Below are 15,048 nucleotides of genomic sequence, written 5' to 3' on the forward strand. Positions count from 1 at the left end.
TTTATATTATTAAAAATTCAGCCTAAATGGCTGGTTCAGTTATCTCATTAACGACTTTTTTCAGTCCAGCAATACATTTATCAATTTCATGGATCGATACAGTCAATGGAGGTAATAGCCTTAGGACATTTTCTCCAGCTGCTAGTGCGAGAATGCCTTCCACTCTTAATGCTGATAAAAGAGGTTGAATCGATTGTTCGAATTCAATTCCGATCATTAATCCTTTGCCACGTACTTCTTTTACAAGATCATTTCCATGAAAAAGCTGATTTAATTGGGAAAGCAAGTATTCCCCCTTAATTTCAGCCTCCTGTAAAAAAACATCATCAAAGACGATTCTCATTGTAGCAATTGCGGCAGCGATACTAATCGGATTTCCTCCAAAAGTGGAACCATGGCTTCCAGGACCAAAAAAGGTTTTTAAACTTTCCTTGCCAAGTACAGCACCAATTGGTAGACCGCTTCCTAACCCTTTTGCTGATGTAACGATATCAGGGCTTAGACCGAAATGTTGGAAGGCAAATGGTTTTCCTGTTCTTCCGATTCCTGTTTGAATTTCATCAATAATAAGGAGAGCCTGATGTTCATGACAAAGTGTTTCCACTTCCTTTAAGAAATTTTCCGTACCAACATGTACTCCACCTTCTCCTTGAATGACTTCGAGCATGACCGCTGCTACCTCATCATCCAATAAATTCTTTAGAGAGTCGAGGTCATTAAAGGTGGCATAGGTGAATTTTTCTAACATCGGTCCAAAACCATGTTTGATTTTCTCCTGTCCTGTTGCAGCCATCGTTGCAAATGTGCGTCCATGAAATGATTGTTCAAAGGTAATGATTTTTGTCTTACCAGTCGCCTTTCTTGCTAATTTGATCGCAGCTTCATTTGCTTCCGCACCACTATTAGCAAAGAACACAGCATCCATCTCAGCAGCAGTAGCCAGCATTTTGGCCGCCTGTTCTTGCTTCTCCATTGTAAAAAGGTTGGATACATGCCAAAATTGATTCAGCTGATTTTCTATTGCATCCTTCACCACTTTCGGTTGATGGCCAAGATTACAAACGCCAATTCCGGAGGTGAAATCTAGATATTGCTTTCCCTTCTTATCGGTTAAGTAACTCCCTTCAGCGATTTCAGGCTCAACATCCCAGCGAGCATAAGTTTGAAATAAATAGCTCATTTATATAACCCTCTCCCTTCTAAGGATTTTTGTCCCAAACCATTTATGATTCATATAAAAGTTCTTTTTTCCTGCAACAATTCTTACGCTATCCATTCCTTTTTGTAAGGCTGACAAAGCTGACATTACCTTTGGGATCATCCCCCCATATATTTCTCCTGACTTGATGTAGTGATCAATTTCTTCAGCTGGGAGGACTTCCTTCAATGAGCCATCGATGATGATTCCTTCCACATCCGTGACAAACAAGCATTGTTCTACTTGAAGGGCACTAGCAACGGCAGCTGCTGCGTAATCAGCATTGACATTGAGCTTTGTTCCATCAGCGCTAATGGCGATCGGAGTGATGACTGGGATGATTCCTTTATCTAAAATAGACCGTAGTAGTTCACTGTTCACCTCAATAATCTCCCCGACAAAACCGAGCTCCTCCTTATTGATATAAGACCCTTTAAGTAAACCAGCATCACTTCCATTAAGACCAATCGCTGGAAGATGATTCATTTCTAGCTTTTGCACAAGCTTTCGGTTTGTCTGTCCTGATAGAACCATTTCAACAACCTTTAATGTCTCTTCCGTCGTCTTTCGTAATCCGTTCACATATTCAGGTTCAACATTCAATTGCTCGAGCATCCGATTGATATCTGGGCCCCCACCATGAACGATCGCAATTTGATAGTTTTGCTTCTTCAATTCTTGAAGACTTATAAAAAATTCCGCAGACAATTCCTCTAGCGTACTGCCACCACATTTTATTAAAATGGTTTTCATGTTTCGCTCCCCTATGTCCGATAGCTCGCATTAATTTTCACATAATCATAAGATAAATCGCATCCCCACGCTGTACCAGCGCCATTTCCCATGTGCATTTCTACGAAAATTTGGATAAAATCCTCTTTTAAGTACTCTGTTGCTTTCTCTTCAGAAAATGGGATGATTTCACTTTTATCAAGCATCTTCACTGTTCCTATCGAAATGGTAACCTGTTCTGCCTTTGCTTTCGTATCTGCTTGCCCAATCGCTCCAATAATTCTCCCCCAGTTGGCATCTGCTCCATAGATAGCCGTTTTTACTAGATTTGAACCAACAATTTGCTTCGCGATCTTACGTGCATCATCTTCATCGTATGCCCCAGTAACATTGACCTCTACAAGTTTTGTAGCCCCTTCTCCATCATTTGCGATTTGCTTTGCTAAGCTTTCACAAGTGTTAGTTAGGAGTTGAACAAATACGGACCATTCTGGATGTTCTGGTGACAAGGATTGATTTTCAGCTAAACCATTCGCCATTACTAAAACCATATCATTTGTTGATGTATCCCCATCTACCGTGATTTGGTTGAATGTATAATTGGTTACATCTTTTAGAGCCAGTTGCAAATTTTCAGAAGAAATATGAGCATCTGTTGTGATAAAACCAAGCATCGTTGCCATATTCGGATGAATCATTCCTGATCCCTTTGCAGCCCCTCCCATGTAAACGATCTTTCCATTTATCTCAGCTTTAAAACCGCATTTCTTCATACATGTATCCGTTGTTAAGATAGCCGTCTGGAAATCATCTGCATACGCTGGAGCCGTTCCTAACTGAATTTTCTCGATTCCTGCTTTGATTTTATCCATTTTCAAATATTCTCCGATGACTCCTGTTGAAGCAACAGCGACTAAATGTTCATCTACCTGAACCTTTTGTGCGGCAAGTTCTCTCATCTCATAAGCATCTTTTAAACCTTGCTCCCCAGTACAAGCATTGGCACAAGCACTATTAACAACCAATGCTTGGAGCTTACCACTAATGTTTAGACTATCTTTTGTTACCGCTATAGGCGCTGCTTGAAAGTCATGTAATGTATAAACGGCTGCACTATCAGCCGGAACCTCACTAAAAATTAGGCCAACATCCTTTTTAGCGTATCGTAATCCTGCATGTGTACCACCTGTGTGGAATCCTTTCGGTGATAAAATGCTCCCATTCTCAATTTCTATTATTTTTGACACTTTTGTAAGTGTTCCCACCCGTGTTTCCTCCTTATGTTCGTTTCATCTTTTTAAAGCATTTCAACTAATTACATCATGGATATAGTGGCAGTATCTCTAAACCGCTTGTTTGATTCAAACCAAACATGAGATTGGCATTTTGAACCGCTTGACCTGCTGCACCCTTCATTAAATTATCAATAACGGAAACGATCGTTAATCTCCCTGTTCGTTGATCTACATTTAAACCAATATCACAGTAATTCGATCCTTGAACTTCTTTAACCGAAGGATAGGTTCCTAGAGGTCGAATTCTAATAAACGGCTTTTCCTGATAAGCTTCTTTATATAAATCTATGATCTTCTCTGTACTCCAACTGGAGCGAAGTTTGGCATAGATCGTTGTCATGATCCCTCTTGTTATTGGTAATAGATGGGTACTAAATGTGATCGGCTCTACATTTCCATTCCACTGAAGTAATTGTTGTTCAATTTCAGGTGTATGTTGGTGTTCGTTAACTTTATAAATCCTGAAATTTTCATTAACCTCTGCATACAACGAGCTTTTTGATAAAGCCTTTCCAGCCCCAGAAGTTCCTGATTTTCCATCAATAATTATCGTATCAGGAATGATTAATTCTTCTTTAGTCACTGGTGCAAGACCTAAAAGGGCCGCAGTTGCGTAACATCCAGGATTAGCAATGAGCTTTGCCTCGCTTATTTGTTTTTCATTCCATTCACTTAATCCATAAACTGCTTCTTCAACTATGGAATGATTGGCTGTTGTTTTTTTATACCAAGCTTCATATTCACCTTGAGTTTTCAGGCGAAGATCACCTGATAGATCAATGACCTTTATATTTTGACTCGAAAATTGTTCAACTAGCTTACTAGAAACGCCAGATGGTGTGGCAAGAAATACGAGATCACTATCTTTTGATATTTTTTCTATATCAATCCTTTCCATTTGATTCCCGATAATCTGAAAAAGATGCGGGTACTCATGCCAAATGGGAAGTTCATCCTTAGTGGAATGAATTGAATGTATTTTGAATACAGGATGACCATGCAAAATTCGAAGTAATTCAACACCTCCATATCCTGTTGTTCCTATAATAGATATCTTCATCCCTTACCCCTTCCTTATCCCATATATGTATATTTAAACATCTATATTTATTTTTATAAATTTTATGTTGTTCTTATTATAAGAACTCACATCATTAAAAGCAACCCGTTTTTTGAAATATAAGGCATTTTTCTAATAATTTTTGATAATAAATATTTCAGTACAAGAAATGAACAAATTACCTTCTTTGTTTTAAAGAACAAAAGCGCGGTGCAAAAATAATAAAACCAGAGAACAATGTCGGGTATTGTAAATGTCTGCTTTTAGACATTTACAAAAAAAACTAATTACACATAATCAACGATGTTAATGAAAATATGGGTCGTATAGGCTGTAAGTGTTTTTAAATTGGTTGACTACACCTATATTTATTTCTAAACTGTTGGTAGGGAGAGTTTTTTGCCTCAGGGAAGGGGGTAAAGGCATGCAAGCTTTTACGAAAATATCCACCGAACTTCAATCCCTTTTAGAAACAGTCCATCATATTCGCAAAATGGAAAAAGGGACTTATCTTTTTCAAGAGGGTAGTAAGGCCAATGAACTGTTCGTTGTGATAACTGGCAAGATTCAAATGAGCAAAATGATTCCAGACGGACGGGAACTTACGTTGAGGATGGCTTCAGAAGGAGACCTCATTGGTGAACTTTCCTTATTTTGTTCTGCCCAAGCTCATATGCAAAATGCTAAAGTGATAGAAAGTGGAGAAGTTGCCGTTATTTATAAGAGTGACTTAGAAAAAAAGCTCGGTGAGGATCATTCTATTGCTTTAGAGTTTATGAAATGGATGAGTCAGGAACATCGGAAGGCTCAGACAAAGTTCCGCGATCTTGTTTTACATGGAAAAAAAGGGGCTTTATATTCAACTTTAATTCGACTTTCCAATAGTTATGGTGTTCATTCAGAAGATGGTATTGTGATTGATACACCGATGACTAATCAAGAATTAGCAAATTTTTGCGGGACTTCCCGTGAGGTGGTTAATCGCCTTTTAAGTGAACTTCGTAAAGTTGATATTATTAGTATTGATAAAGGAATTATTACGATTCATGATTTGGATTATATAAAACTAGAAATTGATTGCGAGAATTGTCCTATTGATATTTGTAATATTGAATAGCGAAAGATTTTGCAATGTAAAAAGGATCTCAATTTGTGTTGAGATCCCTTTTTTAGTCTATTCAAATGTATGGCGATATGGTGGGGCGATTTTCGCTCCAGGGTCTGAGCCTCTTCCACTTATAGGTCTTAATTTATAGCAAGGACTATCACTATAAAGAAGAGCGCTGCGTTGACGATTTCGAGTATACCTACTTGTTTCATCGTATACGGCTTCCCGTAAAAGTAGATGGCGCGGATTAAGCTTGGGATGTAGGATATGGCGACGATCCAATATCCGATGATGAGAAAAGCGATGGGAACGATGGCATGATAAATCCAAGAAATCCATTTGTAAGTGACATTTTTCTTTTCACGAATCATAGTTTTTACATAAAAAGTGGAGCCGACAAAAAAGAGGATTGATGTGATAAACACAAGAATCGTTCCCGAATTCATTTCCCCATTTGGTAGGAAGCCACTGGCCAATCCCCCGATTGCAAAAACAAGAATTGCACTAAAATCGTTCCATAAATTACGGTCTTGCTTCTTTTTTGAAAAATAGACATTAATGATAAAAAAAGGTAGCATCAATAGTCCAAAAATGGCAATGCTTGGTCTTGTCCATAGAGGAATCATTAAAAGAAGCAGCGCTGGAACAAGATAGAGCAATGTCCACTTTCGGTAAAAGGGGACTTTCTTCCCCTTCACCATCTGGAGCATTGGAAATGTTGCTAAATATAATAAAAGCCATCCCATGAATAAGGGAATATGCTGCCATATGAATCCAGATGCTACGACTGAAAGCCAAAACGGTATGATTAGCATGGCCCATGCACCATGCTGCTTCGGTAAGAATACTTTCATAAAAAAACACTCCTTATCTTTTCCTATCTTAACAATAACGATAGAAGAAATGAAACGGAGTGAAAGACATCACTTATTTAGGATTTGACACAAAATATTTATTTAAGACCCGTCCTAATTGATTTCGACCAACTACGTTTAAAAAGATGTTTTGGCCCTCGTAAAACTCCAATATATTTTGAAAAAGACAATGCTAGCAACATCGTCAATAACAACAAGAAATGAGTACGAGAAAGAATTGAAATGCTTCCAATTAAATCGAGATCAGGCTCTAAAATCACTAAACTTTTTACCCAATAGAACAGTTTTTCCGGCTCGTCGGTAATGCTATAGAAAACAACTACACCGACTCCCGAAAGAAGACTTAAAGCCATCAGTACAAAGATGATTCGATTCACTACTGTACCAAGTTTATAAAGGAATTTCATTTCCTCTTGGACCCAACATCCATTTACACGCCAGATAAGTGCCATCCCCAAAACTGCAACGACAACATATGGATAAATTAACCACAAAATAATTTGAAACAAATCCATTCTTCTCTCTCCCCACTGCTCATAAAAGCCCTTACATATATATTAGTAAGAGAGAGAAAAGAATTCAGTGATAAATGTTACGTTTATGACAATTTGATTAACATTTTTCGACTATTCTATGAACGAAAGATGGTTTACTAACCACTTGTATCCATCGGAATCATTGATGGCAAATTTCCTAATCTCCTGATACTCTTTCATTTCATTCATAAGTTCCTTCTCCCAGAAGAAAATGACCTGAATATTTTCCAACATCATCAATAGATCCAGATCATCCTTTGTACGAATCAGGACTGCTTTTGGATAAGATTCTCGCTTATGCCCTTCAATCAAGATAATATCAGGTTGAAAAAATGAAAGAAGCTGCAACTTCTCTTCAAGAGACCACACAATTTTTTCAGCTTGTAAAAGCAAGTGTCCATCACCTTCTACAAGAGAAGCGATGGCACCTGCTTTCAAATGCTTGTGAGAGTCCCTCTCATCTTGAAAATCTGGTTTCCCACCGTGCCCATGGTGCTTTAAAGTCACAACAGAGAGATTGTTCTTCTGAAATTGTTCAATAACTCTTTTAATAAGAGTTGTTTTTCCACTATTTTGATATCCAACGATTTGGAAAATAGTAGCCTCTACCACGGCCACTCGCTTCCTTCATGGTTTTCAAGCAATAATACATCCACTTCGTCTCCTGCCATAAAACCTCTAGTCCCTCCTGGTAAAACGGTTAAAGAATTGGCACCAGCAAGGCTCATGACAATATTCGATTTATCTAAACCACTAGGTGTGACAATCAGTTTCCCATCTGCAACAGATAATCTACTTCGAACAAAACGTGTGAATGGGTTCGCTTTTGGAAAATCGACATCTAGCACCGCTTTTTCTTTCCTTAAATGTGGCTTTGGTGAGCACAGCATTTTTCGAATAACTGGTCTGGCAAAAAGTTCAAACCCAACATAGCATGCAGATGGATTTCCTGAAAGACCAAATAGAAATTTGCCTCCAAATTGAGCGACTGTTGTCACACTTCCAGGACGCATGCTAACTTTATTGAACAACACGGTTGCATCAAGTTTTTCATAAATGGCAGGCAGATAGTCAAAATCTCCAACTGACACCCCACCGGTCGTCACCAGCAAATCAACTTTATCGATCGCTTCCTTCACTGCTTCAAAGCAAGTGTCAAAATCATCAGGAAGGGTTCCAAAATATTGAACCTCTGCTCCAGCGCGTTCAATTTGGGCACTAATCATATAAGAATTACTGTTTCTAATTTTTCCTGGTTGTAATGGTTCGTCAACCGCTAATAATTCGGTTCCTGTCGCGAAAAGTCCGACTTTCGGTTTCTTTGCTACATGGACCTTTGCATAGCCAAAAGTGGCAAGCATCGCTTGAATACCAGGATTTATTTTTGTTCCTTTTTCCACTAATACTTCACCGGTTTTTGCATCCTCCCCACGGCGAGATACATTTTCCCCAGGTTTGTGTTTGCGCTTCGTGCTCATATATGCCTTGCCATCCTTTATATAATCTTTGGCAAGCTCAAGCATAATCACACAATCGCATGATGATGGCATCTGTGCACCAGTCATAATTCTAACCGTTTGAAAGGGTCCTACAACCTTATCGGAAACAAGTCCAGCTCCGATATGATCGACTACTTCAAATTCGATCGGGTTGTCTCGGTTTGCCTCCTGTGTATCGATGGATCGTACAGCATAGCCATCATAAGGTGCACGATCAAAATGTGGTACATCATTTGTTGCAAGGAGGTTTTCTGATAAATAACGCCCATAACTTTCATTTACCGATACATATTCAGATTTTCCTTCTATACGATTTGCCATAATACTCGAAACTGCTTCCCCGATAGGGATTGGTTTTCTGAATTCTACCATTTCAACCACTCCATATATGTACGTTAATTTCAATCAATTTCACTTTGGCACACGAATAAGCCATGAGAAAATTGACGATTGTATACACTCTATTATAAGCGTACATAAATATGTTCTACAGAACAAATATCACAATATTGTGATGCCTGAGATTTTCTTATTTGTAAGGTGCAAACATTGCACTTATTTTAGGCTCGTACCGTCCCTTGACTTTTCAACTGGCTCACTCCATTTGCCAGCTTATCATCGACAACTTGTGCATCTTCAATATGCTTCACAATTAATCCTTCTATTTCATCAAAAATACGACTTGTTAAGTTCATTTCATTTAACGTACTCTCACAATAGGTATTTTGCCTTGCTATAATACCACTTGCGTTATCCACTTTTACTTTCACGTTTCCAATAATATTTGTCACTACATTCATTTTTTCAGTCGTCTTTTCACTTAAGGCAATACCAGAGTGGACAAGGTCGAAGCATTCTTTTGTGTTTTTTACTGCCCTATTAATATCACTTTGGAAACTTTTTGTTAGTTCCATAATATTATGTGAGCTTGTAGACGTTTCTTCTGCTAATTTTCTAACTTCCTCGGCCACGACTGAAAATCCTTTTCCATATTCTCCTGCGCGTGCTGCTTCAATCGATGCATTTAAGGCTAGTAGATTCGTTTGTTCTGCAATTCCTTTTATTAAAAAGACGATGTCATCAATCTCATTGGAGCGTTCACCTACTGTCATAATTGAATCCATATTCGTTTTAATTTCCCCGCCAAGATTCTGCATAAGCCCTTCTAAATCCTTAACGATCAATTGACCTTCATCGCCTCTTTCCATCAGAACATCAGCCGATTCATGTAATTCTATTCCAGTTTCATTTAATTGATTGGCGCATTGGCTGGAGCCGGTTACTAACTCACTTACCGTTTCAAAATGTTCTTTAATTTGTTCCACTAAAGTTCCGAGCAACCCATGTTGGTCATTCACCGATCCATGCTGTTCAATCGTCGTAACCAATTCATTTTGAAGCTCATTCATAAATAACGTGATTGCTTCTTCCTTCTCAGCTACTTCCTCTTTCAATTTATTTATCTCACTCATCAATTGTTGATTCTCAATTAGTAATTTCTTCACCTGGCGATTTTTAAACATCTTTCCTTCCCCCATATTCTTCATTAGCCCAACTCTAATTCAATCTTGTCATATTATGAAATGAACTCTAGTGATATAAGTCACATACCACATTGACTTAATAAGGGAAGTTTATATTTTTTTAGAAAAAAAGCTGACTACAAAAAGTCCTCTTTCAGACCTTTTGAGTCAGCGCTTTTATCCGCCTATATAAGACATTTCTATTTTTTTACGATTGGCAACTGTTTCTGCTGTTCTCAAATCAGAATATCGGTCGTCTCTGCCATTCCAGATTTCACAAATTCGTTCTGCTAATTGTTTATTGTCAACGCCAGTGCGCATAAAATCCCTTAAATCATGACCATTTCCATTAAATAAACATGTATAGATTTTACCATCTGCTGAAAGTCTTGAGCGTGTACAGCTTGAACAAAACGACTCTGATACTGAGGTGATAAAGCCTACGTCAATATCTGTTCCCTCGTATCGATAACGCTTCGCGACTTCCCCATAATAATCTGGATCGACTGGTTCTAATGAGTAATGTTCTCTCAAAATCGTATAAATTTCTTTTTTCGTAACGACATCATCCATTTTCCAACCATTGGAGCTTCCAACATCCATAAATTCAATATAGCGTAACTGCAAGCCGTTATCCTTACAATATTGAGCCATTGGGATGATTTCTGAATCATTCAAGCCTTTTTTCACGACCATATTTATTTTCACGCCTAATCCTGCTTCTTGTGCTGCCTTTATCCCTTTTAAAACAGGTCCGACTCCTACATTTCGGCCATTGATTTGACCAAATAATTCATCTTTCAAACTATCCAAGCTAATATTTACACGTTTAAGACCAGCTGCCTTCAACTCTTTTGCATATTTAGGTAAAAGAACTCCATTTGTCGTAAGTCCAATATCCTTTAAGTTTTCTATTTTTGAAAGTAGCTCAACTAAGTATGGCAGATCCTTTCGTAACAAAGGTTCTCCCCCTGTTAAACGAATTTTCTCAACACCTAGTTCTACAAAAAGCTTAGCTAGTCTTTCAATTTCCTCATAAGACAACAATTCGCTCTTTGGTAAAAATACAAAATCGGGACCGTAGATTTCAGCTGGCATACAATACTGGCAGCGGAAATTACATCGATCTATTACAGAAATTCTCAAATCTCTTAAGGGTCTATTTAATTTATCTTTCACCTTCGCCAATCCCATCAACTCCATAATATAGAGTGTTTTTCTACTATATTAACAATTGTCTATTTCGATTACTGTTACCTTTCTCACTAAGAAAAGTTTCCTATTGCTATTACATCATAAAACCTAAACTTATAGTGTTAAATTGACGTATTGTCATAAACTTGTCATCATCTTGTTAGTTATTCCTATTTTAACACTTTGCTTCCTTTTATGCATAAATATCCCCTCAACGGAAGCGAGTTTTTTTATTTTCACTATTTAAAACGTGAACATATTGTTAAATATCGTGTGATTCGATTGACACTCTTATTTATATGGGGCATCCTTATGGAACAAAGGATTGTTTATAAATCGATTATCGTACATTTATAGATGTACATATTGAAATAAAGGGGCGAGTCACATGACTAACCAATTAAAAGCAACACATTCTGTAGAACTAAAAGAAATGCTCACTTTCACCGACAGACGTTTTCAAATAGAAAAAGGGATGTATTTATATCAAGAAGGAATGGTTGCTAATGAAATTTACATCCTTCTTTCAGGAAAAGTTCAAATTAGTAAAATTTCAGCAGATGGAAGGGAATTATCCTTACGTATTTGTGGAGCCAATGACATCTGTGGTGAGCTATCACTATTCACAAACTCTGCCAAATATATGCTGAACGCTCTTGTCATCGAGGATGCGGAGATCGCTGCCATTAAGAAGGATACCCTTGAAAAAGAAATGTTACAAAATGGTTCACTCGCCTTTGAAATTATGAAATGGATGAGTGATCACTCTAGAAAAACACAAACAAAATTCCGCGACCTTGTTCTCAACGGAAAAAAAGGGGCCCTTTTTTCAACTCTAATTCGAATGACCAACAGTTATGGTGTTCATTTAGCAGATGGGATATTGATTGACTTGCCTTTAACGAATCAAGAACTTGCCAACTTCTGTGGTACATCTCGTGAAAGCACAAATCGAATCTTAAACGATCTAAAAAAAGAAGATATTATTTCTGTTCAAAAAGGGAAGATTCTCATTCATGATTTGCAATACTTAAAAGACGAAATTGGTTGTGAAGATTGCCCTGTTATCTATTGCAATATCGAATAGAGTGAGCTAAGCTCACTCTATTTTTGTTTTTGCCTTAATACTTTTGGGATATAAACACAGAATGGTTCACTCTCTAAATAATCGCCAGTCATTGCGTAGGCACGAGAGCGAGAACCGCCACATACATATCTAAATTCACAAACCCCACATTTCCCCTTGTACTTATCAGGATTTCTTAGGTCTTTGAAAATCGGAGATTCACGGTATATTTCTGATAACAGCTGGTCCTTCACATTTCCTGCCTTAATCGGTAAAAGTCCGCTAGGGTAAACATCACCAATATGTGAAATAAAGACGAAGCCATTGCCATCATTAACTCCTTTTGGCGCTCTTCCTAATCCGTCAATCGAACCTGTTAACCCTTGCTCTGTCAAAGCATCTAAATATCGAATATCTTCTGCTTGCCCTTTTGCTTCTCGCATCTTTTGTTGAATGAAAACTCTGCGATAATGCTGTGCAGCGGTTGTTTTAATATCAAATTTTACCCGTTTGCTTAAATCGTGAAGCCAGAGAAATACCTTCTCATGTTCGACTGGTGAGATCATGTCGCTTTCTTGTCCCCTACCAGTTGGTACAAGGAAAAAGACACTCCATAATACACAATCTAATTCTTCGATCAACTGAGCCATCTCATTTAAGTATTCGACATTATAACGAGAGATTACCGTGTTGATTTGAATTGGAATTTCCAGTTCGTGCAAATATTTAATTCTTTCCATGGTTAAATCAAAGGAACCATCCGTCCCTCTAAAATGGTCATGAATTTTTGCATTATGTCCATCCAAACTAAATGCCCAGCGTGATAACCCTACTTCTTTAGCTTTTTCAATCGCTTCTTTCGTCACATTCGGGGTAGCACTTGGTGTCATCGATACACGAACACCTTTTTTCACCGCATATTCGGCAATGTCAAAAACATCTGGACGCATTAATGGATCTCCACCCGTAAAAACGAGCATCGGATTATTCATTTCATATATTTGATCAATTAAATTTTTTCCTTGTTCAAATGTAAGTTCACGGGGATCTCTTTTATATTGCGCTTCTGCCCGACAGTGTAAACATTTTAACTGACATGCCCTCGTTAGTTCCCAAATGACGATAAACGGGTCTTTATGAAAGTCTCTAGTAAATGTCATTTACAAACGACTCCCTTCCAAATTCAATAGGCTTTTTTTCTCTTATGTCTCGCCCTTTACGAACAGTATAATCTGTCCGAAAGAATAAAAAAGTGAAGAAGATCACAAATAAGAAAAAAGTAGGGAGCATCCGATGTGTCTAAACTCCGCTCCAAACATCTCTCAGCCTTAAGCGGAATTTTTCCTGTTACCTCCTCGATGGAGTCCCTTTTAGGGGAAATAACGGAAGATTTTCCGCTTATGGAGGGTAAAATCGTTTATTTTGGCATTTTTTCAGTGAATAGCAGGAGTTTTTCCTGTTATATCGGCTCTTTTTCATGATGCTTGCTCATTAAGCGGAAATTTTCCTGTTATTTTTTCATACTGATACTGCTGTATACGAACATTAAGTCAAGGGAATTTGTAAATTCCCAGACAATGATAAAAAAAATGAAAGCAAGGTTGCCCCTGCTTTCATTTTGCTATGTTTTAGCGAATTCCTAATGCGATTTTTGCGTATCTTGACATTCTTTCTTTTGACCATGGTGGATTCCAGACGATATTGACTTCTGTTTCTTTGACTTCTGGGATTTCAGCTAGAGCCGCTTTCACTTGGTCAACGATTGTTCCTGCTAATGGGCAGCCCATTGATGTAAGAGTCATCGTCACGGTCGCGATTCCCTCTTCAGTTAATTCTACATCGTATACTAAGCCTAAATTTACAACATCTATTCCAAGCTCTGGGTCAACAACAAGCTCTAATGCACCCATCATGCTATCTTTTAAGTCTTGATCCATTTCGCTCACTCCCTCATTTCTATTTTGTTCCTCTATCTTTCATCTTAGACAAAGAATTCGTCGTTTTCAAACGATAACCTTATTCTACACTTTTATTTTAATGATGTAGTGATTTCCATCATCGCTTCATCCTTTACATACCGTTCAAACCAATCGACGAGCTTAATCACTCCATCTCGACTAACTTTATGATCAGCTTTTTCATCTGTGATGAAGTGGAGCTTTTCTGGACTATTCTCATAAAGTGGTTTGATACTTTCATAAAATTGGTATGTATACGTATAAGGGATTACCGGATCCTTCATTCCGTGCCAAAAAAGTAATGGTCTCTCATTTAATGCATTTGTATGAATGCTAAGATCAAACTTTCTTAAATGCTCGAAAATCGTTTCTTTTTCTTCATCTGAAAAAGGTAGCTCAACTCCTTTTTCTTTTAATTGTTGAAGTTGATATTGAGAAAACTTTTCGTAATAAGGCATCCCCATCAAACTCACAGCTGCCTTAATCCACGGATATTGAGTCAATGCTCCTAAAGTGACAATAGCACCCATAGATGTCCCTGCCAAACCAATTTGCTCAGGAATAATTTTATTTTTACTTTCATAATACTCTTTTATTAACTGAAGCTCATCTATCGTTTTCGTAACAATTTCCCAAAACTTGATATTCATTTCCAAAGAATTTAATCCAGTTTGTCTTTCACCATGGTAGATCGCCTCAGGTAGTACCACTCGAAATCCCTTCCTTGCTAGGAAATAGGCGTAATGCAAATTATTCTCTTTGACGCTTTCAAATCCATGTACAAACAGTACAAACGGAAGAGAATCATTATTTTTCTCTTGGTCCACGATATGCAATAATGGTATTTCTCCGATGGTTTGATTCTCAATCATAATCAAAGCAGGGTCCCTCCAAACAAAATCTAATTCGTTTACAAAGTATAGCGAAAATTGGTAACCTATAAATACTATTCTTTAAACATTTTTCGTATGGCTTACATGTCAGCTTTTAGACATTTATGGGAA

General features: G+C 37.7%; 15 protein-coding genes. 2 read left to right on the forward strand and 13 right to left on the reverse strand.

All coding sequences use genetic code 11. The features are described 5' to 3' along the window. Positions 1-22 precede the first annotated feature (22 nt). From AA0X71_RS16845 to argC, 4 genes are read right to left on the reverse strand one after another with little or no spacing between them, the layout of a single operon-like run. On the reverse strand, positions 23-1,180 hold the full coding sequence (locus tag AA0X71_RS16845; protein WP_413356466.1) for an acetylornithine transaminase: 1,158 nt from the start codon (positions 1,178-1,180) through the stop codon (positions 23-25). After that, positions 1,181-1,951, reverse strand: a complete 771-nt coding sequence (gene argB / locus AA0X71_RS16850; protein ID WP_413356467.1) for an acetylglutamate kinase — start codon at positions 1,949-1,951, stop codon at positions 1,181-1,183. Positions 1,952-1,962: 11 nt separating this feature from the next. After that, a complete protein-coding gene (gene argJ, locus AA0X71_RS16855; RefSeq protein WP_413356468.1) occupies positions 1,963-3,195 on the reverse strand; it encodes a bifunctional ornithine acetyltransferase/N-acetylglutamate synthase in 1,233 nt (410 codons plus the stop codon). A gap of 55 nt (positions 3,196-3,250) precedes the next feature. Then, complete coding sequence (gene argC / locus AA0X71_RS16860) at positions 3,251-4,285, reverse strand: N-acetyl-gamma-glutamyl-phosphate reductase (RefSeq protein ID WP_413356469.1); 1,035 nt, start codon at positions 4,283-4,285, stop codon at positions 3,251-3,253. Between the two features lie 424 nt (positions 4,286-4,709). On the opposite strand from argC, the gene AA0X71_RS16865 reads away from it, so the two are divergent. Continuing rightward, entirely contained in the window at positions 4,710-5,402 is a 693-nt protein-coding gene (locus tag AA0X71_RS16865; protein WP_413356470.1) for a Crp/Fnr family transcriptional regulator, read from the forward strand. A gap of 128 nt (positions 5,403-5,530) precedes the next feature. Here the strand turns inward: AA0X71_RS16865 and AA0X71_RS16870 are convergent, their stop codons facing one another. The 6 genes from AA0X71_RS16870 to moaA all read right to left on the reverse strand — a co-directional run bounded on the left by AA0X71_RS16870 (position 5,531) and on the right by moaA (position 11,020). Then, positions 5,531-6,247, reverse strand: a complete 717-nt coding sequence (locus AA0X71_RS16870; protein ID WP_413356471.1) for a YwiC-like family protein — start codon at positions 6,245-6,247, stop codon at positions 5,531-5,533. 98 nt (positions 6,248-6,345) lie between these two features. Then, complete coding sequence (locus AA0X71_RS16875) at positions 6,346-6,783, reverse strand: respiratory nitrate reductase subunit gamma (RefSeq protein ID WP_413356472.1); 438 nt, start codon at positions 6,781-6,783, stop codon at positions 6,346-6,348. A 111-nt stretch (positions 6,784-6,894) separates the two neighbouring features. Next, a complete protein-coding gene (mobB, locus tag AA0X71_RS16880) occupies positions 6,895-7,422 on the reverse strand; it encodes a molybdopterin-guanine dinucleotide biosynthesis protein B (RefSeq protein WP_413356473.1) in 528 nt (175 codons plus the stop codon). Then, positions 7,410-8,675 (reverse strand): gephyrin-like molybdotransferase Glp, encoded by a 1,266-nt coding sequence (glp, locus tag AA0X71_RS16885; protein ID WP_413356474.1) that lies wholly within the window; start codon positions 8,673-8,675, stop codon positions 7,410-7,412. The genes mobB and glp overlap by 13 nt, the downstream gene beginning before the upstream one ends. A 188-nt stretch (positions 8,676-8,863) precedes the next feature. Next, positions 8,864-9,826 (reverse strand): methyl-accepting chemotaxis protein, encoded by a 963-nt coding sequence (locus AA0X71_RS16890; RefSeq protein WP_413356475.1) that lies wholly within the window; start codon positions 9,824-9,826, stop codon positions 8,864-8,866. A gap of 177 nt (positions 9,827-10,003) precedes the next feature. Continuing rightward, positions 10,004-11,020: a GTP 3',8-cyclase MoaA gene (gene moaA / locus AA0X71_RS16895; protein WP_413356476.1), complete on the reverse strand. Its 1,017-nt coding sequence runs from the start codon at positions 11,018-11,020 to the stop codon at positions 10,004-10,006. Positions 11,021-11,408: 388 nt separating this feature from the next. Here moaA and AA0X71_RS16900 point away from each other — a divergent pair, with 388 nt between their 5' ends. Continuing rightward, on the forward strand, positions 11,409-12,107 hold the full coding sequence (locus AA0X71_RS16900; RefSeq protein WP_413356477.1) for a Crp/Fnr family transcriptional regulator: 699 nt from the start codon (positions 11,409-11,411) through the stop codon (positions 12,105-12,107). A gap of 17 nt (positions 12,108-12,124) precedes the next feature. On the opposite strand, the gene AA0X71_RS16905 is transcribed toward AA0X71_RS16900, so the two are convergent. The 3 genes from AA0X71_RS16905 to AA0X71_RS16915 all read right to left on the reverse strand — a co-directional run bounded on the left by AA0X71_RS16905 (position 12,125) and on the right by AA0X71_RS16915 (position 14,922). Further along, the gene (locus AA0X71_RS16905) at positions 12,125-13,246 is read right to left on the reverse strand and encodes a TIGR04053 family radical SAM/SPASM domain-containing protein (protein WP_413356478.1); all 1,122 of its coding nucleotides are present in this window, start codon (positions 13,244-13,246) and stop codon (positions 12,125-12,127) included. A gap of 468 nt (positions 13,247-13,714) precedes the next feature. Then, positions 13,715-14,023, reverse strand: a complete 309-nt coding sequence (locus tag AA0X71_RS16910) for a metal-sulfur cluster assembly factor (protein ID WP_413356479.1) — start codon at positions 14,021-14,023, stop codon at positions 13,715-13,717. A gap of 92 nt (positions 14,024-14,115) precedes the next feature. Next, positions 14,116-14,922: a prolyl oligopeptidase family serine peptidase gene (locus tag AA0X71_RS16915; protein WP_413356480.1), complete on the reverse strand. Its 807-nt coding sequence runs from the start codon at positions 14,920-14,922 to the stop codon at positions 14,116-14,118. Positions 14,923-15,048: the final 126 nt, after the last annotated feature.

It is taken from the genome of Robertmurraya phoenicis (assembly GCF_047302285.1).
GTDB lineage: Bacteria > Bacillota > Bacilli > Bacillales > Cytobacillaceae > Robertmurraya.